This window comes from Kribbella sp. NBC_01245 (assembly GCF_036226525.1).
GTDB lineage: Bacteria > Actinomycetota > Actinomycetes > Propionibacteriales > Kribbellaceae > Kribbella.
Map to the genome: position 1 here is coordinate 5,416,613 of NZ_CP108487.1, position 22,916 is coordinate 5,439,528.

A 22,916-nucleotide genomic window follows, 5' to 3' on the forward strand; every position below is an offset into this window, starting at 1 on the left:
GGGTGCTGGTCACGCAACCCCCGCGGGCTGATTTGTGGATACCCCTGCCGCGAGGTGCCTGGTTGTGTCGCGCCCGTGCAAGCACAAGGAGGCACCTCGCGGCGGGGTATCCACAAATTTCCTGGCTCTTGTGCGTCGGACGGGGATTTGGGGTACGTCGCGGTGGTGCTTCGCGTCTGCCGTTAGGCGTCGTCCTTTCGGCGTCGTCGGTGGGTTGGGCGCGGCTAAGGTGGCAGGGTGATCAAGGCGATCGGACTTGTGGTTCATACCGGCAAAGAGGCGGCGATCGATGCGGCCCGGCTGGTGCGCGATTGGGCCGGCCTGCACCAAATCCCGATCACCGAGATCGACGTCTGGACCGTGAACGACGCGAACGGGCGGCTCGACGCTGCCGACGAGGCGGCCCGGGCCGGTAAGCCGGACCTCATCGTCACGGTCGGCGGCGATGGCACCTTCCTGCGTGGGGCGCGAGTGGCCGCGCCGATCGACGCCTTGCTGCTCGGGGTGGACGTCGGCCGGGTCGGCTTCCTGACCGAGACCTGCGTGGCGGATCTACGGACGACGCTGGATGCGGTGCTCGCCGGGCAGTTCACGGTAGACGCGCGGCTCTTGCTCACGATGTGCGCGTCGCGTCCGTTGGAGATTCCCGCGGGGATCGAGGCCCTCTTGCGGTACGGCCGGGGCCCGGCGCTGCCGCCGCCCCACGCGCGGGACCGGCTGCCGGTCGACCCGGTGCGCGGCGTACCGCTGGACATCCTCGCGTTGAACGACGTGGTGTTCGAGAAGCTCGCGCGGGATCGCCAGGCCAGCGTCGCGGTGTACGTGAACGGCCGGGTCTTCGCGTCGTACTCCGCGGATGCGCTGATCGTGTCGACGCCGACCGGTTCAACGGCGTACAGCTTCGCGGCGGGTGGGCCGTTGCTGTCGCCGCAGATGGACGCGTTGGTGTTCATGCCGGTCGCGCCGCATATGACCTTCAACCGCAGCCTGATCCTCGGTCCGGACGAGCGCGTCGGCATCCAGGTCCTGGACCACTCCGGCCAGGTGGCGGTGAGCGTCGACGGCGCGCTGCGCGGAGTGCTCGATCCCGGCGACTGGATCACCGTCTACCCAGGCGCGCCGCGGGCGAGGCTGGCGCGGCTGACCGAGATCGACTTCCTCGGCCGGGTCCGCGACCGCCTCGGCCTGGCCGACGCCCCTGCCGCCGTCGCCGACGGCACCGCCCCCGAGCTCCTGCCCGGCCCGGTTTAGCGGCTCAGGACGAGCTTCTTGGTGGCGCCTGCAGCACCAGTGACGTCTACGTTGATCCGCAGGCCTGTGGGGGTTCGGGTGACATAGACGCCTGGGTCGGCGCTTATCTGGCGTAGTCCGGGCAGCAGGAGTTGAAGTCGTACTGAAGCTGCCAACTGGGTCGGGTCGGAGATGGCCAGGTGGAGCTGGTTGTTCTTCCAGTGCTGGATTACCGAGCAGGGAGTCTCTGCGACGACGTCTGCGATGTGCCCGGGCTTCCAGAAGTTCATCATCGCCAAACCGAGTGTGGGATGTGCGACGGCCTGGGCGTCTCCGGTGTTGCGCAGAATCCGTAGACCAGTAGAGCGGCCCAACTGCCTCGTACGGTCCAGGGATGCGCCAGGCACCACCAGATAGCTGTACGACGCGTTGGCCGGGTCTACCCCGTGGTCCAGCCACATCGTCAAGTAGCGCCGGTTGATCGGTGTAGTCGTACCACCCGTGTTGATGTCTCGCCAAGCGCCAGTACGAGCCTCCCGCAACACCTGCAAGTTGGCGCCGTTAGGGAAGACGTAACCGGCCACGCCATCCAGGTGGGCCCAGCGCGCACCGGCAAGACTTGCCGAGTCAGGAGCCTGTACGTCGTCCACCCGCAAGACGTTCGTACCAGTCGCGTGGAGGTTCCAGTTCTCCACTACGGTCTCGACCGAGTAGCCGCTGCTACCAGTGATACCGGCACCCAGGGCAACGACGTACTCGTCGAAGCAGAACCAGGACTTCCTGGCCCGCATAGGCGATACCGGCCCCTCCAAGTGCTGACCGACGGCCGCGTAGCCGTTGAGCGTTGTGCCTCCGACCCAAGTCGCATAAGGCGGTCGGGCCTCACCCCACTCACCGCCGGCCTTGGGCGGTAGCGGTAGCCGGTCGACGGTAATACCCGGTAGGCGATACCTGTCGACCGTAGGCCAGAAGGCGTCGGCGTACTGGCCGTTGTCGCGGTCGTACAGGTAGGTCATGCCTGAGCCGGTGTGGTAGCCCTGCTCGTTCTCGCCGTTGCCGGACTCGTAGTACGCGATGCGCTTGCTGGCCATCGAGATCGAGTAGGCCCAGCCGGACCGGCGATGCACAGACCTATCCATACTGGCGAACAGCGTGTGCCCATTGGGCTCAGGCGCCGGCGTGACGCCAGAGGCGCGCAGAGACTTGACCAGCGAGACGCGTGGAATGGTTGCCCCCGACAACATGTTGCCGAAGGTGTCGCGCGCCAGCCAGCCGGCCACCGCCGCCCGCCATTGCGAGGCGAGCGCCGGTTCGACGCCTTGGGCCAAGCGGAGGATCGCCTCGGCCGCGGTGTAGCCGTCGTTGTGATCGGACGCGCTGTGCCGGGAGACGGCCCGGCCGCGGACGAAGTCCATCATCCGCAGGTCGTGCACCACCGGCAGATAGGCTTTCGCGACCGAGTCGAACAGGATCTGCCGCTTCGGATCGGTGATCGCCCAAGGCGAATCCGCCAGCAGGGCAAGGAGTTTGCCGATTCCACTCAACAGCACATGCCCGTACGTTCCGGTGTACGCGACGTAGGTGTGCTGGACGAACGAGCCGTCGCGGTAGAAGCCGTCGCCACTCGTGACGTACTGCCAGGTGTCACTGAGGCCGTCGCGCGCATGCGTCAGCCGGGCCTCGTCATCCGTGACCAGCGCTCGCACGATGACTGCCTGGCAAAGGTCGACGCGGTTCGCCCCGGTCGAGATGATCCGGCCGCGCTCCGGCGGGAACATCCAGTACGGGTCGGGGACGAAGTGGTCGATTGCCGCGCAATACCGCTCGCGCGCCTCGGCCGGGATCTCGCCGTACAGCAGCACCATCGTGTTCGCGAGCGGCCGGGTGGCGCCGATCTCCCAGGACCACCAGTTGCCGAACTCGACCGTTCCAGGCTTGTAGATCAACTGGTACATCGATTCGAGCCCAGCAAGTACGTCAGCCAGCAGTGATGCGTTAGACCGGTGGCGCGAGCCAGGGGTGGCCCAGGCCGTTGCCATCTGCTCTAGCCGTACGTAGCTGGCAGGGATGGCCGGATCGAGTTTGAGGTCCTGGTCGGTGAATACCCGGGTCCGGGCTGCAGAGCGATCCACTTTGGCCAGGGCGGACGAGACCGCGGTGTCCAGGCGGGTGATGGCTGCCGCGTAGTCGGGATCGGCCGGGTCTAGCGCCGTACCGCCGGTCAGGTCGGCGGCCCATTTCGCGCGCAGACCGGAGAAGTCCACAGCTGCCGCGTAGGCGGGGATCGGGAGGTTCAGGGCGGTCACGGCCGCGGCTCCTCCGGCCAGAAAGGTACGTCGTCGCATGGGTATCTCCTCCGGCAGTGCGGGGCGGTTCACTGGAAGGCCTTGTCGGATGAGTGTGTGGCAAGTCATCCTTTCAGTCAATGGATTCATGCTAATGAATTCTTGGCAGATACTGTTCGGCAGCAGACCTGAAGGTAGGGAGCACGTGAGCGCAGCAGAGGAAACCCCTGCGGCCATCCGTGGGCACAAGGCCCGGCGGCTGGCCGAGGAGTTGCGCCGCGGGATCGCCGAGCTGCGCTGGCCGGCGGGCAAACTGCCGACCGAGGCCGAGCTCGCCCGCGAACAGGGCGTCAGCCTCAATACCGTGCGCCGAGCCGTCGATCTCTTGGTCCAGGACGGCCTGGTCTACCGGCGGCAGGGCTCCGGCATGTACATCGCGTCCATCGGCACCGGCCCACTGATCGGTGTGGCCGTGCCGTCGATGACGTACTACTACCCCCGCATCATCATGGGCATCGAGCGCGAGCTCTCCCGGCACGGCGCCAAGATGCTGCTGCGCAGTACCGAATGGGATCCGCGCCTCGAGGCCGAGGCCATCGACAGCCTGGTCGATACCGGCGTGGCCGGCCTCATCGTCGTGCCCGGGCTGGACGATCCGGCGAGCCTGGACGCGCTGGAGGACGTCGGCGTACCGCTCGTGCTGGTCGAGCGCGGCCTGGAACTACCCGCCACCCAGCACGAGTTCGTCGGCTCCAACCACGCCGCCGGCGCCCGGGCCGCGGTCAAACACCTGCAGGCCCTCGGCCACACCCGCATCGGCCACCTGGAACGGACCAGCCCGCACACCGCGCCCCAGATCCGGGCCGGGCTCCGTCTAGCTCTCGGCGGCGAGCCGGTCGTCTTCGAATCACTCGCGCGTTGGACGGCGGCCGACGCTGTTGCCGCCCTCGACCGACTGGTGGCTGCCGACGTGACGGCTGTTGTGTGTTTCGCCGATCGCGAGGCGACGCTGCTCGTCAGCGCAGCCCGCCAACGCGGTCTCGACGTACCGGGTGATCTGTCGGTCGTCGGTTATGACGACGAGGTGGCCGACCTCTCGGAAGTCCCTCTCACCGCCGTCTCGCCCGCCAAAACCGACGTCGGCCGCCGCGCCGTCGAGGTCCTCCGCGCCCGCCTCGCCGACCCGGACAGCCCTCGCCAACAGCTCTCCCTCATCCCGGACCTCGTCATCCGCCAGTCAACCGGCCCCCGCAAGTAACCAGCGGCGGATTCCTTTTGGGGTCTACGACTTGAGGAGGGGTGGCCAGCCTTCCGGACGATGTGGCGACGTGGCGAGCCGGCGAAGACTTCGGTCATGTTCAAACCTGCTGTGCTTTCGATACTTCCATTGGCCCTGTTTCCGGCTCAGGCGAGCGGCGTTGGGGTTGACGTTGGCGTTGACGTTGTGCGGACGGACGCGGGGGTGGTGCGGGGATCGGCGGTCGGGTCGGTTCGGGTGTTCAACGGCATTCCGTACGCCGCGCCGCCGACTGGCCGGTTGCGTTGGGTGGCGCCGCAACCGGTTCGCCCGTGGACCGGCGTACGGGCCGCGACCGAGGCGCGAAGTCCTTGCCCTCAGCAACAAAACCCCGAGGTGCCGAACGGCAGCACGTTTGAGGACTGTCTGTACGTCAACGTGACCACGCCCGCGCGTGCGACGGTCCGGCCGGTGGTGGTGTGGGTGCCGGGTGGCGGGTTCTTCTCCGGCGCGGGCAGTAGCTATGGGCCGCGTAAATTGGTCGAGCGTGGTGACGTCGTGGTGGTCACGATCAACTACCGGCTGGCTATCTTCGGGTCCTTCGGTCACCCGGGTCTGCCTGGTTCTGGGACCTACGGGCTGCAGGACCAGCAGGCGGCCCTGCGCTGGGTCCAACGGAACGCCCGCGCCTTTGGCGGCGACCCACTGCGTGTCACCCTGGTCGGGGAATCGGCCGGCGGGATGAGCGTCTGCGCCCAGCTCACCTCACCGAAAGCCGTCGGTCTGTTCAGCAAGGTCATCATGCAGAGCGGCTCGTGCGCGTTCAACTGGGACGACAACAGCCAATACCCCGGCCAGGCCGCCGACTCCCCCTGGTCGCCCCAGAGCGCCGTACGACGGAATGGCGCCGAGGTGGCTGTTCGTTGAAGTCAGACCTTGCAAAGGCCGGGAAGTGCCGAAGTGATGAGTCGGCGCTTGCTTGTGTTCGGAAGGCTTCCGCGGCTGACCTGATGCCGGTGAGCCTGGCGTTTACGCAGCTGGCGTACAGGTCGTCGGTATTACCTGAGAGCCCTGCGAAGGCAATGGCGGCCGGGAGGTTCCACCGGGTGCCAGGGCTCTCGGGGAACAACCATGACGAGGCTGCGTCGTGGTTGGTGGCGTTCAATGTGTCTGACGAGAACTACGCGCGGCTGATCGCAGACATGGTTGGGCTTTCGCAGGCGGCCAAGGTTGTCAGGGAGTACCCGTTGTCGGCGTACGACTCGGCGGCCGAGGCGTGGACTGCGGTGACGACTGACCGGATCTGGTCTTGTACGCAGGTGCAGAACGATCGGCAGGCCGCGCGGTTCGTACCGACGTACGCCTATGAGTTCGCGGATAAACGCTCGCCGTTGGCTTCGGCGGGTCAGGGCGCGGCACACGCCGTGGAGTTGCCGTACCTGTTCAGTTTGGGCGGTTACGACTTCCCGTTGTCGGAGACCCAGCAGACGCTGTCGAACCAGATGGTCGACTACTGGACGGCCTTCGCTCGTACTGGCGATCCCAACGGCCAGGGGCGGCCTCACTGGGCTGCGACCGGCGCTGGCGCCGTACGCGGTCTATCCCTGGCTCCGAGCGACCAGGGTGGGATCAAGCCGGTAGACCTGGGTGTCGAGCACCACTGCGACTTCTGGGCGGGGATCAACTAGGTACTGTCGATCGGGAACAGTTGCGCCGGTTCGCGGAGTTGTTTCCGGGGTAGCGCTTGACTCGACTGGAAGGCAGTAATGAATCTTCGGATCGGTTACAAGGCGTCGGCGGAGCAGTTCGGCCCGCGGGAGCTGGTGGAGTATTCCGTGCGTGCCGAGGAGGTCGGCCTGGACACGGTGACGGTTTCGGACCACTTCCTGCCCTGGCGGCACGACAACGGGCACGCGCCGTTCTCGCTCGCCTGGATGGCCGCTGTCGGCGAGCGGACCGAGCGGGTGCTGCTCGGTACGTCGGTGCTGACGCCCACCTTCCGGTACAACCCGGCGGTGATCGCGCAGGCCTTCGCGACCCTCGGGCTGCTCTACCCCGGCCGGGTGATGCTCGGCGTCGGCACCGGTGAGGCGCTGAACGAGGTGGCCGTTTCCGGTCGCGAGTGGCCCGACTTCAAGGAACGGTTCGCCCGGCTGCGCGAGGCGGTCAAGCTCACGCGGCAGCTCTGGGCCGGTAAGACGGTCAACTTCGACGGCGAGTACTACAAGACGGTCGAGGCGATGATCTACGACCGGCCCGAGGTGCCGGTGCCGATCTACGTGGCCGCGGGTGGGCCGATGGTCGCGCGATACGCCGGGCGCGCTGGCGACGGCATGATTTGCACGTCCGGCAAGGGCATGGACCTCTACACCGGACAGCTGCTGCCCGCTGTCGAGGAAGGCGCGGGCAAGGCCGACCGCGACCCGGCCGGAGTGGACCGGATGATCGAGATCAAGCTGTCGTACGACCGGGACCCGGCGAAGGCGCTCGAGAACACCCGCTTCTGGGCGCCGTTGTCACTGACGCCCGAGCAGAAGCACAGCGTCGACACCGCCGTCGAGATGGAACGCCTCGCGGACCAACTCCCGATCGAGCAGGTCGCGAAGCGCTGGATAGTCGCGTCCGATGGCGAAGACGCCGCCACCCAGATCAAGCAGTACACCGACGCCGGCTTCAACCACCTGATCTTCCACGGCCCCGGCCAAGACCAAGAGCGCTTCCTAACCCAATTCGCCGAAGACGTACTCCCCCTCCTCCGCAAATCCACCACCTAACCCCCACGTCCACACGCCGCCCCGAACCAGCCGTCTGGGGTCGGCGTGTGGACCGGGTTGTCGCTTGAGTGCCTTCAGCCGCCCAGCTTGTCGGCGTCGTCGCCATGCTCGACCAACTCCCGCCCCATCACCGCGGCGGCGGAACCGCGCACAGCGCTGTCCGAGCCCGGCTTGAGCTCCATCTCGTCTTCGGCCCAACGGGCGGCAGCGTCGTAATCCTTCGTCGTCATCAGCTGCAATCCATTCCTCGCGCTTCCGCCAGCAACCGGCTAAGCGTCGGCAGAGCCGCCACGCGCCAATCCTGCCCGGCCGTGGGGTCGAGCGCGCTGTTCGCCGTACGGCGATCATCGCCGCGGATGGCCAGCAGGATGCGTGCCGGGCTCCCGGACGATTGGTTGCTGTTAGCAACGCTGGTTCGGGTGTGTATGCGTCTGTTCGCGGTTGGGTTGAGGTTCGAGCGCCGAAGCGGTCAGTCGTCGAAGGTGATCTCCAGCGACGTGACCTTGCCGTCCGGGGCCCAGCGCAACCGCATCGTGCCGCGGCCGCCCTTCGACCACTCGAACCGGATCCCGTCGGTACCGTCCTGCTCCGACTCCGGCAGCAGCTTCATCGTGTCCGTCGGCGGATTCTCCTGATAGGCCGCGACAATCGCCGCGCGCCCCTCGAACGGCCCGGCCGGTGCGCCGACGAAGGTCATCCGCGCGCCGGGGCTGAACCTGGCACCGAACTCGTCCCACCGGCCGGTCTCGACCGCCTGGTTGAACGCCGCCACGTGCTGCTCGACTCGTTGCGTCATCGCCCTATCCTCCGATCGGCCAGGTAAAGCCGGCCTCACGATCACTGTAGGCGACCGAACCTTCGCGACCTCTCAACCGAGGTGGGTAGTCGGCCGGCAAAATCCGCCGGGCGCGTCGGCCTTGCTCGGTGTTAGCTGTTGGCATGACTAGTGCGCAGCAGCTGGATGTCGAGACCTTGCGGACCGATACCCCTGGAGTCCGGGAACTGGTCCACTTCAACAACGCCGGCGCCGGGCTGATGCCGACGTCCGTGCTGGCCGCAATGCGGGACCACCTCGAGCTCGAGGCCGAGATCGGTGGTTACGAGGCGGCCGCCGCGAAGGCCGACGCGCTCAACGGGTTCTACACCGAGCACGCCGCCCTGCTGAACGCGGCGCCGGAGAATCTCGCTTTCCAGAGCAGTGCCACGCATGCCTTCAGTACGGCGTTGTCGACCATCCCCTTCGAGCCGGGCGACGTCATCCTCACCACGCGCAACGACTACATCTCGAACCAGATCGCGTTCATGTCGCTTCGCCGGCGCTTCGGCGTGGAGGTGGTCCGGGCGCCAGATGCACCCGAGGGCGGGGTCGACGTACCGGCCATGGTCGCCTTGATGCGGGAGCGGCGGCCGCGGGTGGTTTCGGTCACGCACGTCCCGACGAACTCCGGGCTGGTCCAGCCTGTTGCCGAGATCGGCCGTCATACGCGCGAGCTAGAGCTGCTCTATCTGGTCGACGCCTGCCAGTCGGTCGGGCAGCTCCCGGTCGATGTGGCCGAGATCGGCTGCGACTTCCTGACCGCGACCAGCCGGAAGTTCCTCCGCGGGCCGCGTGGCGCCGGCTTCTTATACGCGTCCGACCGGGTGCTGGCCACTGGGATGGAACCGTTGTTCATCGATATGCGCGGCGCCGATTGGACCACGCCGGACGGCTATACCCGCAGCGACACCGCGAAACGCTTCGAGCAGTGGGAGATGCCGTACGCCTTGGTGCTGGGCGCCGCCGAGTCGGTCCGCTACGCCCGCGGAGTCGGCATCGACGAGATCGCCAGCCGCTCGGGTGCGCTCGCCGCCGCGTTGCGCGATCGGCTGCGGGAGCTGGACGGCGTCCGCGTGCTCGACAAAGGCCCTGCGCTGGCCGCCATCGTGACGTTCACGATCGAGGGCTGGGACGCGCAACCGTTCAAGTCCGCGTTGCAGGCCAAGGGCATCAACTCATCCCTCACCGGCCGCTCGTCCGCGCAGTACGACTTCGCCGACAAGAACGTCGATTGGTGCCTGCGCCTTTCCCCGCACTACTACAACACCGAGGCCGAGGTGGACCGGGTCGCGAACGAGATCAAGTCGCTGACGGCCTGAAAAGTCGCTCTTTATTGCGGACTGAAGATGTCCGCAATGGTGGTTAGCGTCGGAGACATGAGCCAAGACATCAGCCCGTTTCGTATCGACATCCCTCAGGTGGAGCTGGACGACCTTCGGTCCCGGCTGCTCAATACCCGCTGGCCGGCCGAGCCTCGCGTCGACGACTGGAGCCGGGGCGTCCCGGTCGGCTATCTCAAGGAACTCGCCGACTACTGGGCCACCGGGTACGACTGGCGCGCGCAGGAGAAGGCGCTGAACGAGATCCCGCAGTTCACGACCGAGATCAACGGCCAGTTGATCCACTTCTTCCACCAGCGATCGCCCGAGCCGGACGCAATGCCGCTCATCCTCACGCATGGCTGGCCGGGATCGCCGGTCGAGTTCGCCGAGATGATCGCGCCATTGACCGATCCGCGTGCCCACGGCGGCGACCCGGCCGACGCCTTCCACGTCGTCGTACCGTCGCTCCCGGGGTACGGCTTCTCGAACCCGATCGCCGAGACGGGGTTCAGCCTGTTCGGCGTCGCGCAGGCGTGGGCCGAGCTGATGAAACGCCTCGGCTACCAGCGGTACGCCGCCCACGGCACCGACGTCGGCTCCGGGGTGGCCGGCATCCTGGGCATGGTCGACGCCGAGCACGTGACCGGCGTACACCTCAGTGGCGTGAGCGCCTCGACACCCTTCGGGCAACCGCTCGAGCTCGACGGACTGTCGGAGTCCGACCAGGTACGCGCTGAGAAGTTCAACCAGTTCCTGACGGACGGCCTCGGCTATCTCACGTTGCAGTCGACCCGGCCGCAGACGCTGGCCTATTCGCTCAACGACTCGCCGGTCGGCCAATTGGCCTGGATCGTGGAGAAGTTCGCGGAGTGGACCGATCCGGCGGCCGCCTTGCCCGAACAGGCCGTCGACCGCGACCTGATGCTCACCAACATCAGCCTGTACTGGTTCACCGGGTCGGGCGCGTCCGCGGCACACGCGGTGTACGACGGCATGCAGGCGTGGCGTGCCTTCGCGGCCCAGCAGGAATCGTCCTGGCAGGACAACAACCAGGCTGACGATCAGGCGGGCGGTCAGGCGGGCGACCAAGCCAGCGGTCAGGACTGGGCGGCGGCCGGACCGCCGACCGGGGTCGCCGTCTTCGGGGCCGAGACGGCGATCCGCAGCCTGGTCGATCCGTCCGGTCGGATCGACCACTGGACCGAGTACGAACGTGGCGGGCACTTCGCCGCGATGGAGGTCCCCGCCCTGCTCACCGAGGACCTCCGCACGTTCATCCGGCCGCTCCGGCTCAAGTCGTGACGACGAGTTTGCCCGCGGTCTGACCGGACTCCATCGCGCGATGGGCCTCGACGATCTCGTCGAAGCGGTAGACCCGGTCGATCGGCACGGTGATGGTCCCGGCCGCGGCGGCGTCGATGAACCCCTGCAGTACGTCGCCCGGCAGATCGCCCGCCTCACCGCCGTACGCGCTGAGCCGAACGCCGTGCGGGAGATAGCCGATCGGGTAGAAGTCGCGCACGATCCACTCGTTCGACAACATGCCGGCGAAGCACGCGACACCATGCACCCGTACGGCGCGAAGGGTGTCCGGCAGCGTCGGCGTACCAACCAATTCCAAGGCCGTGTCGACGCCGTCCGGCAGGATCTTCCGCACCTGCTCGGCGACGGCGCCATCATCGACAAACACGTGATCCACGCCCACCGCCTTGAGCGCGTCGGTCTTGCCCGCGCTCCTGGTGGTGGACAACACGGTCATCCCGCGCTGCTTGGCCAGTACGGCGGTCGCCATCCCGATCGACGAACTACCGCCGCGAATGAGGAGCGACTGGCCGGGCTGGGCGTCCAACCCGACGGTCAGACAGCCGTACGACGTTTGCAGCATCTCGGGGATCGCGCCGAGCGTGCTCCACTCGAGTTCGCTCTGGAAGGGGATGACGTTTTCGGCCGGGACACAGGTGTACTCCGCGTAACCGCCGTCGTACGTCCGGCCCATGTTGCCCATCATCGCGACGACTTGCTGACCTGGTTCGAACTCGCCGCCCGGTGCTTTGGTGACGACGCCGGTCGCCTCAATACCGAGCACGCGCGGGAACGTCACGCCGTCCGCCAGGCCGAGCCGCGTGTGCAACTCCGAGCGGTTGAGCCCGAACGCCTTGACCTTGATCAACACCCAACCGGGCCGCGGCACGGGAATCGGCAGCTCGCGAATCGCCAGCGTCTCGGGTGCGCCGGGTGCGTCCAGGACGATCGCCCGCATGGTGTCCGTCATTCATCGTCCTTCCGTGTCGAGCGCTTGTCCGGCCCGACGTAGTTTCGTGAGCGCGCGTGCCAGGGTTTCCAGCTCGCGGGCGGTCAGTGGTTCACCGAGGCGGCTGTCCAGCTCTTCCTGGAAGACCTTGGTGGCGCGAGTCAGAACCCGCTGGCCGCTCTTCGTCAGCTTGAGGATGGAGGACCGGCGGTCGTCCGGATTAGCGCCGCGCACGCAATAGCCCGACGCCTCGATGCGGTCGACCAGCTTGCTCGTCCCGCCGACGGTGATGGAGAGCTCGCGGGCGATGTCCTGCACCCGGCAACCGTCGATGCGATCGATCACTCGCAGAAACTCGAACCGCGCGATCGGCAGCTCGAACTCCTCCTTCAACCGCGCATCAACCGCATCCCACAGCTCAATCTCCAACCGCACAAGGTCGTTGAACACGTCCGCCAGCTCCGCCATCGCGCCAACTCCTTAACCCACAACTATCTTCCACGGAATCTACCCACCACGATAGCGGCTCGATACATTCCACGGAACCTAGTTCTTCCAGAGCCGATCGAATGGTGGACGCCGTTCCCCCTCCTTTGCCACGAGTGGTCACATCTGATCCCGCTTGCGCATTGGGTTTGGCCCCGCCGGGGCAGGAGGGCAAGTCGGAAGGGCGGCCGGAGATACTTAGGTATGGAACTTGTGGGGTTGGCGGATGTTCGGGCGGCAGCGGAGCGGGTTGGGGAGGTTGCGGTTCGGACGCCGTTGTTGCCGTTTCCGGGTGATCCGGATCGCAGGTTGTGGTTGAAGCCGGAGAGTCTGCAGGTGATCGGGGCGTTCAAGGTGCGGGGGGCGTTCAACGCGATCGCCACGCTGGACGACGAACGCCGGCGCCGCGGCGTCATCGCGTACTCCAGCGGCAACCACGCCCAGGCCGTCGCGTACTCCGCGCATCGGTTCGGCATCCCGGCCGTGATCGTGATGCCGGACAACGCGCCGCGGGTCAAGGTCGATGCCACTCGCTCGTACGGCGCCGAGGTGATCGAGGTGCCGATCAGCGACCACGCCGAGGTGGCGGAGGCGTTGGCCGTGAAACGCCGCCTGACGATGATCCCGCCGTACGACGACGCCGCGGTCATCGCCGGCCAGGGCACGGTCGGACTCGAGATCGCGCAAGACCTCCCGGACGTGGACGTCGTCCTGGTCCCGGTCAGCGGTGGCGGTCTCGCGGCCGGCGTCGCTGTCGCCATCAAGGCGTTATGCCCGTCGGCCCAGGTCATCGGCGTAGAGCCCGAGCTCGCGGGCGATACCGCCGAAGGCCTACGCGTCGGCCGACTAGTGGACTGGCCCGTGGCCGACCGCGCCCGGACAATCGCCGACGGACTCCGGGCCCAGCCGTCGGAACTCACGTTCGCGCACCTGCAGAAGTACCTCGACGGAATGATCACGGTCACCGAGGACGAGATCCGCTCCGCCATCCGCGCACTGGCCCACCAGGCCCACCTCATCGCCGAACCAAGCGGCGCCGTAACCACCGCCGCCTACCTCTTCCACGCCCACGAACTCCCCCGAGGCCGCACCGTCGCCATCCTCTCCGGCGGCAACATCGACCCCCACCTCCTCACCACCCTCCTAACCTGACCACGCTTCGCTCACGTTCAGTCGTCGGGAAATGGCTGTCGGACATCCCTCACGCCGTGCCAAAGTGGTCGCCATGACGAGCGCCGTACGGCTTATCCGTTCCTCAACCCTGAGCGACGTCGCGGAATACGCGTACGCAGCCACCGCCCCGAAAGACTCCCGCCTCATCTTCCTAGCGGGCGCCTGCCCTCTGAACGACGACGGCACCACCGCGGCCGTCGGCGACTACGCCGGCCAGGCGGCCAAGTGCATCGAGAACCTGGCGCAAGCCCTAGCGGACGCCGGTGCCGGCATCGAGGACGTCATCAGCACCCGCGTCCTCGTCGCCTCCTCAAACCAGGCCGACCTCGGCACCGCCTGGCAAGTAGTCCGCGACGCCTTCGGCCCCCACGACGTCCCCAGCACCCTGCTCGGCGTAACCGTCCTCGGCTACGCCCACCAACTAGTAGAACTAGAAGCAATAGCCGCCGTCGTGGACTGAGCCCCGCTGCTGCGTGGCTCACCCCGAACGAATCACTCCGTGGACACGGCGAAACCCTGGTCAGATCGGTCAGGTTTTGCCGCGGCGTTGCCAGCGGCCGTATTCCTCGACCGCGCGATCGAAGGCACCAGCGGGTAGAGACCATGACGATTCCTGAGGCTCGCCGAGTCGACGCAGCGCTGGTGATATCGCGTCGATCCAGCCGAAGAGGCCGCGCCGTTTCATCGCGTCGCGATACAGCACCCGTCCGGCCTCGGTATGCCAGTACCGGTCAGCCTCGGCCCGAGCGCCGATGAGGCCGACGGTTACCAGGCGACCCATGGCCTGCGTGAACTCAGCCTCGGTGACGATCGCGTGGTTGATCGCGTCCGCCTTCGCGACGATCTGAACCAGGCTGGAGCTGTCAACACCACCGGTTCCCTCGATCGCGGCGAACACCCAAGCGTCCGAGGCCATCCATTGCACGGCCACCTCGCCAGGATACGAGCGGCCTGCCCAGGACTGTGTCGCGCCAGCCCGCACGTGGGCGGGGCGTTAGCCCGCCCAACCCCAAGGCGCTTGCCGGGCCTGATGATCAGGCACAGCATGGGGAGCATGGATGATCAGGACGCCAGGCGCCTCATCAAGGAGCACTTCGACGCACCCCAGGGCCTTGAGGCCACCCGCGCCGACCAAGAACGCTCCGCTGCCATCTACGCCGACCACGCGGTGATCGAGTTTCCCCAGGGCCGGGAACGGATCCGGGGCAGAGAGAACATCATCGCGTTCCGTTCGGCCTACCCGGCAAGGCTCAAGATCGAGATGCATCGCACGGTCGGGAGCGGTGACCTGTGGGTCAACGAGTACACGATCCAGTACGACGACGGCCGACCGCTCAACGTCGCGGGGATCATGGAGTTTCGCGACGGCAAGGTGTTCAGAGAACGCATCTACATCACTGAGCCATGGGAACCGCCGCAGTGGCGGGCCGAATGGGTGGAACCCATGGAATGACCCGACAGAGGACCGGCAAGTATTTCGCGCAGTCATCGGCATGTGCGGACGAGTGCTGTAGTGCTCAGCCTTCCAGGTCGAGGTACAGGTGACACGGATCTGTCGGGCGACAGACCCACGACAGAGTGCGTGCAGGACTTCGGTCAGGCGATCGATGTGAGCCCTGTCATCCCGGAGTCGTGAGACCCGTGCCGGAGGCAATTGCTCTTGGCCCTCGAATCAAAGGCCTCTGAGGTTGGCCCCGCCCGGCGCCGAAGGCGGCGCCTTGATCCGTGAGAGATCAATTCGGCAGTTGGCTCAAGTCCGTCAGGTCTTGAAGACGGGAAGGTGGTTGACCGCGCTGTCCGCTGCATCGACGACTGCTTTGGCGACAGGAATGTCAGCGCGAACAGCGTCGGCATCGATGTAGGTGTCACTGCTCGGATACTCGGCCGAGTGACGAGTGACTCGAATCCGGTCGATCGGCCGGAGCAACGAGCCCATCGAGGCTGCGAACTGCGCCCTGATTGCGTGCTGCACCGCGATATGCCCGCCGGAGGTCGTCGCACGCAGACCTTGCGCTTGGAGCATCGCTGCCATCGCCTTCCGCACCGCGTCGTGCACTGCTGCGTAGGCAAGCTCCGCGTCCTCGTCAGCAACCAGCTCGGCGCTCGCTAGGTGTCGCCGTGCGGAAGCGATCAGCCGCTGTGCGAGTCCGAGATCGGCGATGACCTGGGTGAGCTCGCGACGATCCAGCATCGCGAGAATCTCCTCTCGGCCGCGGTCCCAACTCAACTCGCCACCGCCGAGGTCTCGACGGGCTCGATGACAGGGACACGGGGCCTGGAGCGGAGTTCGACGATGAACCCGTCGTTCGACGATTCCCAGCGACGCTCGGAGATCACGACCGGATTCACCAGACGATTGAGACGAGTTGCCGCCTGCTCGGTTGCGTCGTGCAGATCGTCGCGATTCGGGCTGCCGACGATCAGTAGGTCGATGTCAGCCGGCGCTGGACCACGCTCTCCGAGGTACCGCACCGCCCATGACCCGAAGATTTCAGCACGCTTGATCCCGCTGATGCCGGTCAGCGCCTCGCGCAGCACCGTGGCCGGCCCGAGGACGATCGAGAGCAAGTCGCGCAGCGGCTGGTAGTGCGGTGCCGATGTGTCAGCACGTACCAACTTCGTCCGGCCGATGCGGCGACTGGCGAGCACGCGACCTTCCTCCAGCCGCGCCACTTCACGCGCTGTGTTCCCGGGGTCGGCCGCTATCGCGGCGGCCAACTCGGCAACGGACTCCTCCTCGTCGCCGAGATACACCCTCGCGAGGATCCGCGCCTGCAGGTCGGATCGGAGCAAGGGGAACAGCGCGGGCGGTGCTGGTCTCATGCCGGCTCCTCAGCGGAGATAGATGCAATATTCACACGATATCATGTAGATATTGCATGTATCCCAGGTTGTGCCTTAGAACGCGAAAACAGGGTCGAAGTGATCTGCCTGGGCCTATCGGGTGGCGTGCTCGGAGGGATTCGAACCCCCAACCCTTCCGGTCGTAGAGCCCGCGGAATTCAATCTCCGGCTGCCTTCATCTCCCATTGCCGCAGACGATGAGGCCTATAGACGCACCTCGTGCGGGCTCGTTGGGTCAGATTGGATGATCGCCTCTAGATCAGGGGGATGTTGCCTGCCCGTCCCATCGGCTGCGTGCCTTGCTCCTGACATTGCTGACTGGCGCTATGTATCCCTGGGCACCAGCGATCACGAATATGGCCACGCTCAGCAAGATGCTTCTGGTCGCAAGGAAGAGATACATCGACAGCGCGCCACCTAGAGCGGCCATCGGTATGCACGACCATCTGAGCCAGCTCTGGTTCACAGCGACCACGATCGCAGCGACGCCGATCGCGAACCATGCCGACGATTCGGGGCCCAATGTCACGACGGTAACGGCAAGGAAGCCGGCGAAGACGAGCTGCCGAGTGAGGCCGTTGACCAGCAGCGTTACTCCGTAAACCACACGCTCGAGCGTGGTGACCGGCTGATACGGCCGAACCTTGTCGCCGGAAACCACCGTGATCGTCCCGCTGCGCCGTACCTGCAGGAAGCGGGCAAGTATCACGGCGGACAGACTGACCACTAGAGCAGCCGAAAGATAGCCCGCGTGAGTTGGCCACCGCAGGCCGAGATACTCGACGTGACCCCCATCGCTGCTTACCACCAGTGCGACAGCCACTGCCGCGATTGCCACGTTGCGTGCCGCGCTGGTGGTGTACTGACGGATACGAGCATTCGCATCACCAGCCGCGAGCACCTTGACGAGCCGTCGATGGCTGCGGTGGGCCAGCCAGGGCGCGACAAGCAACAAGTAGGCCCAGAGAGTGAGAGCGAAGGCGAGGTTCCATCCGCGCAAGACGGCACCACCTGTGGGTTGGCGGATCGAGAGTCGGGAGCACGTTACACCTGCGGCGCCGCGCCCACAGCACGTAATCTGCCCGGCCGTTGCGCCATGTGAGAGGTGGAGCCAGGCGTCCCTTGAAGCAGATCCAAGACATCCTCGGCCACGAGAACCCGGACGACGAAGGCCATCTACGTCGACATTGATAGGGATCTCCAGCGGGGCGCGGTCGACAGCTCGGCTTCCTGTTCGAGGAGCCCGAGGGTTGACGTGAGGCCAATTGGGGGAGTAAACCCGCTCCGGGAAATGATAAAACCCCGGGTCATCCACTGGTGACCCGGGGTTTTGCGTGCGCGCTCGGAGGGATTCGAACCCCCAACCTTCTGATCCGTAGTCAGATGCTCTATCCGTTGAGCTACGAGCGCCGACAACGAAAGGTAACGATACACGGGCACGGCCTCAGGTATGAAATCGGTCGTCATCAGGCCGATTGGTGAGTCGTCTTGGCGCCGGATGGAGGGCCGCCGCGGGGCCGATCGAGGGCCGATCGAGGGCCGATCGAGGGCGGAACGAGCGGCCGGCGAGAGGTCTGGCGAAGGGTTGGCCGAGGGGCGGGCGGGCCGGTTGGCGGGGTGCGGGTCGGGAGGTGGGTTCGGCGTGGCGGGTGGTGGGGGAAGGAGGGAGGGGGGAGGATCCGGGGGTGGATATTGGTGAGCTGTTCGGTGGGCGCGATATGGGCGACGTGAAGAAGGCCGTCGGCTTTGTGCTGGATAACGCGGATGACTTCGACAAGGTCCTCAAGCTGGTCAGGGATCTGCCGGATGACGCGCTCGGGTTTCTCGGGCAGTTGCCGAAGTTGCTGAAGTCGCTTGGTGACGGGCTGGCCGAGGCGGGTGAGCAGGCGGTCAAGGCGGCGGGTGCGCTGGTTGGGGATGACGGCGAGGGCGGTGCCCGGCGGGCGCTGAGTGGTAGTGCCGACACGATGGGTTCCGCCAAGGACAAGCTGAACGACGCTGCCGGAATGCTGGCGGAGTTGGCCGGTGAGCTCGACAAGATCCCGGGTATCGGTGACGCCGCGGCCAAGAAGCTGAACAGCGGGAGTAGCAGTATCAGCGGGGTCGCTGGGGAGATCGACAGCCTCGCGGGCAACCTGCGGGATCTGTCCGGCATTCTTTACGAGGTGGGGCAGGCGCTGTCCGGCCTCGGCGGCAAGCTCGGTGAGTCCGGCGGTACCGTCCGCGGCCTCACCGGCAGCTGATCCCGCACGCAGACCCCCGCGCTTAGCGCACACCTGACCACACCCGCAGACGTCCGAGCCTCGCCGGAAGGTGACGGATCGGTGGGCTGTTTGGCAGGGAAGTGTGATCGTTTTGTGCGAGCGGGCGGCTACCGGGGGCGACCCTTCGCGGGGCTAATGTCTGCGCATGCGGTTGGGACGGGGTTTGGCCATCGGGGCTGGTGTGACGGTGCTGGCGGGGTTCGGGCTCGGCCTGGCGGTGGGTAGTTCCGCCGACTCGACGCAGTTGCCGACGGCAAGGAAGTTGCCGGCCGACCTGTGCAAGCGGCTGGGTGATGTGTCCGCCTTCTTCCCCATTGGCTCCGATGCGACGCTCGCGCAGACCGGTGCCGCCGACATCCGGTGCCGGGCGTCGGTCGACGAGCGCAGCCAGAAGAGCTACACCGGCGCGCAGCTCGGCATCACGGTGACGAGCCATGCCGCCAAGGTCGGCAGCACCGCCGCCCAGGTCGCTCGGCGCGCGTTCGACAGCCGGCCGTGGGTCGTGGTCGAGGGCCGGCCGTATCCCACCAAGATCCAGCGCAGTGAGAACGGCGAGGAGCAGTGGGCCTTCAAGGTCATCACCGTTCGCGCCGACACGGTCGTCGAGGTCGAGTACACGGCCCATCCGATCCGCCGCGAGACCACCGAAGCGGCCCTGCTCATCCTGGCCGATCGCGCCGTCTGGGAGGCGAAGTGAACACCGCACCGCAGATCGCGGGCTTCGAGTTCGGGCAGCGCCTGCTGCGGCATCCGCTCGCGGAGATCTGGCGTGGGCGCTCGAGCTCCGGACATGAGGTCGTGGCGATCGTGCTGAGTGCGGCCGGCGCAGACGATCCGCAGGTTCGCGAACGCCTTGACCAGGCCGGCCGAGCGCAGGGGTCTGGTACGCCGTTGTGGGCCGCCGACTTCACGACCGATCGGCCGTATGCGATCACCCAGCTCATCCCTGGTCAGTCCGGCGCCGAGCGCCTGCTCGATCCCCTCGACGGCGTCTTCGGCAACGACCAGACCTCGATGGACGAGATCCGCCGCCAGCTCCAGCACTTCGGCACCGCGCCCATGCCGGATCAGCCGAACAACGCCACCCAGCCCAACCACGCGGGCCAAGCGAACAACCACGGCCTGACGTACAACCCAGGCCAGACGAACGACCCGGCCGGAAAAACGCAACAGCGCGGCCAGTACGACGTACAGGCGGCTGAGCGTTCCGACGTACCTGAAGGTGAGCAGGGGTTTGTCGCGGGCCTGAAGCGCAGAACCGGCTGGAAGTTCTACGTGATCGCCGCCGTCGCGTACTTGCTGCTGTTCACCATTACCTACTCCGTCGGGTCTGCCTTCAATAAGAAGGACGAGCCCGCCGCAGGCGCCAACACCCCGGTGCCACCGGCAGTAAGCCCCTCCGCCTTGCCGACCAACGTCGTACTGCCGGGGATAGACAAGGCCCCCGTACCACCCAGGCTTGACCCGCGTCTGCGGTCTGTGTCGGTCGTTGGCGTCACCTACACGCCGGAGGACGTTACGGAGCCAGTGGTCGGGCTAGACCTACCGTTCAGCTTCCGCTGGCCAGACGTACCCGGGCAGCTCAAGCTCGGCGAATCGTCGTACGCGATCTATAGGCGCGTGATCACCGGAGAGGACCCGGGGACGGCACCGCTGAACGCTGCGCTCGCCGTACATCCCTGTAAGGGGCTGGCCGCTTGCCGTCAGGAGCGGGCCGCGTTCGACCAGCGCTGGACCACGCGGTTCAAGGTGCCAGTGCCGGCTACGGCCAAGGACGGGCAGACCTGGTTCACCGAGCAGCAGGGCGCGTCGTACGTCGTATCGATGACGCGTACCTTCGAGGCCAGCGGCCATTGGTGGCTCGTCGGTGTGGCCGTGACGGCACAGGACGATGACAAGGCCGCTGCCCAGCGAGTGCTGAACGATATCCGGACCCAGACCTCTTAGGCCGAATTTTCCTCCGTAAGACCTCAGCCCATCGGGACAAGGCTTTCCCGATGGGCTTTTGTGATCGTACTCACAAGCTGCCGGTTCACAGCACCCTTCCGCCTCGCGTACCGTAGTACCACTTGCATGCTGGTATACGTCCACAGCGTCCACTGGTATGTCAATGCAAGCTACGCCAGCCAGCTGTTCCGGCCGTCGGGATCCGATCGGCCGGTTCGGTGTACCCCGGACGATCGCGAGAGGGAACGAGCCGCCGATGACCACCACCGCCAGTCCCACCCAGACCGACGCAGGCCTCAACGACGAGCGCCCCACCGCCCACACCGCCCTGGCCGCATGGGTGGCCGAGATCGCCGAGCTCACGCAGCCGGACCGGATCCACTGGGTCGACGGGTCCGACGAGGAGTACGCCAAGCTGACCGGTGAACTGGTCGAGGCCGGCACCCTGGTCCGGCTGAACGACGAGAAGAAGCCGAACTCGTTCTGGGCCCGCACCGACCCGTCCGACGTCGCCCGGGTCGAGGAGCGCACCTTCATTTGTTCGGTCGACGAGGCCGACTCCGGTCCGACCAACAACTGGATGGACCCGGCCGAGATGAAGGCCATCATGACCGGGCTGTACCGCGGCTCGATGCGCGGCCGGACGATGTACGTGATCCCGTTCTGCATGGGCCCGCTGACCGCGGAGAAGCCGATGTTCGGCGTCGAGATCACCGACTCGGCGTACGTTGTCGCGTCGATGCGGATCATGGCCCGGATCGGTGCCGACGTACTCGAGAAGATGGGCACCGACGCGCCGTACGTGCCGTGTTTGCACTCGGTCGGCGCGCCGCTGGAGGCCGGCCAGGCCGACGTGCCGTGGCCGTGCAACGACGAGAAGTACATCGTGCAGTTCCCGGAGGAGCGGACCATCTGGTCGTACGGCTCCGGCTACGGCGGTAACTCGCTGCTGGGTAAGAAGTGCTACTCGCTGCGCATCGCCTCGGTGATGGCGCGTGACGAAGGCTGGCTGGCCGAGCACATGCTCATCCTCAAGCTGATCTCGCCGGAGAAGAAGGTCTACTACGTCGCGGCGGCGTTCCCGAGCGCCTGCGGCAAGACCAACCTCGCCATGCTCGACCCGACCCTCGAGGGCTGGGAGGTCGAGACGCTCGGCGACGACATCGCCTGGATGCGTTTCGGCGAGGACGGCCGGCTGTACGCCGTGAACCCGGAGTTCGGCCTGTTCGGCGTGGCCCCCGGCACCGGCTGGAAGACCAACCCGAACGCGATGCGCACGATCGAGAAGGGCAACTCGCTCTTCACCAACGTGGCGCTGACCGACGACGGTGACGTCTGGTGGGAGGGCTACTCCGAGGTCCCGCCGAACCACCTCACCGACTGGAAGGGCCGGGACTGGACGCCGTCGTCCGACGAGCTGTCCTCGCACCCGAACAGCCGCTTCTGCACCCCGATCAAGCAGTGCCCGATCATCGCCGACGAGTACGAGGACCCGAACGGTGTGCCGATCTCGGCCATCCTCTTCGGCGGCCGTCGCGCCACCACGGTGCCGCTGGTGACCGAGGCGCGCGACTGGGCGCACGGCGTGTTCATGGGCGCGACCCTGTCGTCCGAGACCACCGCGGCCGCGGTCGGCCAGGTCGGCGTGGTCCGGCGTGACCCGATGGCGATGCTGCCCTTCATCGGGTACGACGCGGGCGACTACTTCAACCACTGGATCACCGTCGGCAAGGACCACGACGCGTCCAAGCTGCCGAAGATCTTCTACGTGAACTGGTTCCGCAAGGACGACGCGGGCAAGTTCGTCTGGCCCGGCTTCAGCGAGAACGGCCGCGTGCTCAAGTGGGTCGTCGAGCGTCTCGAGGGCAAGGCCGCTGCCGTGGAGACCTCCATCGGTCGCGTGCCGACGCCGGACGCGATCGACGTATCCGGGCTGGACCTCTCGCTCGAGGCCCTGCAGACCGCGCTCAACGTCGACGACGAGGAGTGGAAGGCCGAGATCCCGCTGATCGAGGAGTGGTTCGCCAAGATCGGCGACAAGGTCCCGACCGCCCTGCGGGTCGAACTCGACACCTTGAAGCAGCGCCTCGGCGCCTAGCAAGCCCGCGGCTCGGCGTCGCCAATGACGCCGGCGCCGAGCAGCGACCCCGATCGGCCCGAGCCATCTTCCGGAAGCGGATGGCCCGGGCCGATCTCCTTTTGCGCCACCTTTTCTGTTCACGAGTGGTCGCATCCCGCCCCCGGACTCTTGCATCAGGGAGCCACCGTGTCCCGCTACAGGTGTGT

General features: G+C 66.6%; 23 protein-coding genes and 1 tRNA gene. 14 read left to right on the plus strand and 10 right to left on the minus strand.

The genetic code is table 11. From position 1 onward, the window contains the following. Positions 1–237 precede the first annotated feature (237 nt). On the plus strand, positions 238–1,251 hold the full coding sequence (locus tag OG394_RS24475) for an NAD(+)/NADH kinase (RefSeq protein WP_328989391.1): 1,014 nt from the start codon (positions 238–240) through the stop codon (positions 1,249–1,251). Here the strand turns inward: OG394_RS24475 and OG394_RS24480 are convergent. Then, complete coding sequence (locus tag OG394_RS24480) at positions 1,248–3,575, minus strand: polysaccharide lyase 8 family protein (RefSeq protein WP_328989392.1); 2,328 nt, start codon at positions 3,573–3,575, stop codon at positions 1,248–1,250. The two genes, OG394_RS24475 and OG394_RS24480, sit on opposite strands and share 4 nt — an antisense overlap. 145 nt (positions 3,576–3,720) lie before the next feature. On the opposite strand from OG394_RS24480, the gene OG394_RS24485 reads away from it, so the two are divergent. From OG394_RS24485 to fgd, 4 genes are all read left to right on the plus strand, one after another. Further along, positions 3,721–4,773 (plus strand): GntR family transcriptional regulator, encoded by a 1,053-nt coding sequence (locus OG394_RS24485; RefSeq protein WP_328989393.1) that lies wholly within the window; start codon positions 3,721–3,723, stop codon positions 4,771–4,773. Positions 4,774–4,959: 186 nt separating this feature from the next. Then, complete coding sequence (locus tag OG394_RS24490) at positions 4,960–5,679, plus strand: carboxylesterase family protein (protein WP_328989394.1); 720 nt, start codon at positions 4,960–4,962, stop codon at positions 5,677–5,679. Next, positions 5,568–6,440, plus strand: coding sequence for a carboxylesterase family protein (locus OG394_RS24495; RefSeq protein ID WP_328989395.1), 873 nt, complete (start codon positions 5,568–5,570; stop codon positions 6,438–6,440). The genes OG394_RS24490 and OG394_RS24495 overlap by 112 nt, the downstream gene beginning before the upstream one ends. Before the next feature lie 78 nt (positions 6,441–6,518). Next, entirely contained in the window at positions 6,519–7,526 is a 1,008-nt protein-coding gene (fgd, locus tag OG394_RS24500) for a glucose-6-phosphate dehydrogenase (coenzyme-F420) (RefSeq protein WP_328989396.1), read from the plus strand. Positions 7,527–7,600: 74 nt separating this feature from the next. On the opposite strand, the gene OG394_RS24505 is transcribed toward fgd, so the two are convergent. Together OG394_RS24505 and OG394_RS24510 are read right to left on the minus strand one after the other, a co-directional pair. Beyond that, positions 7,601–7,756 carry a hypothetical protein gene (locus OG394_RS24505; protein WP_328989397.1) on the minus strand — a complete coding sequence of 52 codons (156 nt, stop codon included), beginning with the start codon at positions 7,754–7,756 and terminating at the stop codon, positions 7,601–7,603. A gap of 239 nt (positions 7,757–7,995) precedes the next feature. Further along, the gene (locus OG394_RS24510; RefSeq protein WP_328989398.1) at positions 7,996–8,322 is read right to left on the minus strand and encodes a nuclear transport factor 2 family protein; all 327 of its coding nucleotides are present in this window, start codon (positions 8,320–8,322) and stop codon (positions 7,996–7,998) included. A gap of 143 nt (positions 8,323–8,465) precedes the next feature. Between OG394_RS24510 and OG394_RS24515 the strand changes: the two genes are divergently transcribed. Continuing rightward, the gene (locus OG394_RS24515) at positions 8,466–9,662 is read left to right on the plus strand and encodes an aminotransferase class V-fold PLP-dependent enzyme (RefSeq protein ID WP_328989399.1); all 1,197 of its coding nucleotides are present in this window, start codon (positions 8,466–8,468) and stop codon (positions 9,660–9,662) included. 57 nt (positions 9,663–9,719) lie between these two features. Beyond that, a complete protein-coding gene (locus OG394_RS24520; protein ID WP_328989400.1) occupies positions 9,720–10,967 on the plus strand; it encodes an epoxide hydrolase family protein in 1,248 nt (415 codons plus the stop codon). On the opposite strand, the gene OG394_RS24525 is transcribed toward OG394_RS24520, so the two are convergent. Together OG394_RS24525 and OG394_RS24530 are read right to left on the minus strand one after the other, a co-directional pair. Then, on the minus strand, positions 10,957–11,937 hold the full coding sequence (locus OG394_RS24525; protein WP_328989401.1) for a zinc-binding alcohol dehydrogenase family protein: 981 nt from the start codon (positions 11,935–11,937) through the stop codon (positions 10,957–10,959). The two genes, OG394_RS24520 and OG394_RS24525, sit on opposite strands and share 11 nt — an antisense overlap. Next, positions 11,938–12,384 (minus strand): MarR family winged helix-turn-helix transcriptional regulator, encoded by a 447-nt coding sequence (locus OG394_RS24530; protein ID WP_328989402.1) that lies wholly within the window; start codon positions 12,382–12,384, stop codon positions 11,938–11,940. 222 nt (positions 12,385–12,606) lie between these two features. Here OG394_RS24530 and OG394_RS24535 point away from each other — a divergent pair, with 222 nt between their 5' ends. Next, positions 12,607–13,554: a threonine ammonia-lyase gene (locus OG394_RS24535; protein WP_328989403.1), complete on the plus strand. Its 948-nt coding sequence runs from the start codon at positions 12,607–12,609 to the stop codon at positions 13,552–13,554. 73 nt (positions 13,555–13,627) lie between these two features. After that, positions 13,628–14,035: a RidA family protein gene (locus OG394_RS24540; protein ID WP_328989404.1), complete on the plus strand. Its 408-nt coding sequence runs from the start codon at positions 13,628–13,630 to the stop codon at positions 14,033–14,035. 69 nt (positions 14,036–14,104) lie between these two features. Here the strand turns inward: OG394_RS24540 and OG394_RS24545 are convergent, their stop codons facing one another. After that, the gene (locus OG394_RS24545) at positions 14,105–14,506 is read right to left on the minus strand and encodes a hypothetical protein (protein WP_328989405.1); all 402 of its coding nucleotides are present in this window, start codon (positions 14,504–14,506) and stop codon (positions 14,105–14,107) included. Positions 14,507–14,629: 123 nt separating this feature from the next. On the opposite strand from OG394_RS24545, the gene OG394_RS24550 reads away from it, so the two are divergent. Then, positions 14,630–15,028, plus strand: coding sequence for a nuclear transport factor 2 family protein (locus OG394_RS24550; protein ID WP_328989406.1), 399 nt, complete (start codon positions 14,630–14,632; stop codon positions 15,026–15,028). A 306-nt stretch (positions 15,029–15,334) separates the two neighbouring features. Here OG394_RS24550 and OG394_RS24555 read toward each other — a convergent pair whose 3' ends face one another. The 4 genes from OG394_RS24555 to OG394_RS24570 form a co-directional block, all read right to left on the minus strand. Beyond that, on the minus strand, positions 15,335–15,766 hold the full coding sequence (locus OG394_RS24555; protein WP_328989407.1) for a hypothetical protein: 432 nt from the start codon (positions 15,764–15,766) through the stop codon (positions 15,335–15,337). 32 nt (positions 15,767–15,798) lie between these two features. Further along, positions 15,799–16,398 (minus strand): ArsR family transcriptional regulator, encoded by a 600-nt coding sequence (locus tag OG394_RS24560; RefSeq protein WP_328989408.1) that lies wholly within the window; start codon positions 16,396–16,398, stop codon positions 15,799–15,801. Positions 16,399–16,678: 280 nt separating this feature from the next. Then, entirely contained in the window at positions 16,679–17,419 is a 741-nt protein-coding gene (locus OG394_RS24565; protein WP_328989409.1) for a hypothetical protein, read from the minus strand. 337 nt (positions 17,420–17,756) lie between these two features. Further along, positions 17,757–17,829 (minus strand) — tRNA-Arg (locus OG394_RS24570). A 275-nt stretch (positions 17,830–18,104) separates the two neighbouring features. Between OG394_RS24570 and OG394_RS24575 the strand changes: the two genes are divergently transcribed. The 4 genes from OG394_RS24575 (at position 18,105) to OG394_RS24590 (ending at position 22,728) form a co-directional block, all read left to right on the plus strand. After that, positions 18,105–18,662, plus strand: a complete 558-nt coding sequence (locus OG394_RS24575; protein WP_328989410.1) for a hypothetical protein — start codon at positions 18,105–18,107, stop codon at positions 18,660–18,662. Positions 18,663–18,828: 166 nt separating this feature from the next. Then, entirely contained in the window at positions 18,829–19,380 is a 552-nt protein-coding gene (locus tag OG394_RS24580; RefSeq protein ID WP_328989411.1) for a hypothetical protein, read from the plus strand. Further along, a complete protein-coding gene (locus tag OG394_RS24585; protein WP_328989412.1) occupies positions 19,377–20,630 on the plus strand; it encodes a hypothetical protein in 1,254 nt (417 codons plus the stop codon). The genes OG394_RS24580 and OG394_RS24585 overlap by 4 nt, the downstream gene beginning before the upstream one ends. A 256-nt stretch (positions 20,631–20,886) precedes the next feature. Beyond that, entirely contained in the window at positions 20,887–22,728 is a 1,842-nt protein-coding gene (locus OG394_RS24590; RefSeq protein WP_328989413.1) for a phosphoenolpyruvate carboxykinase (GTP), read from the plus strand. The last annotated feature ends 188 nt before the right edge of the window (positions 22,729–22,916 follow it).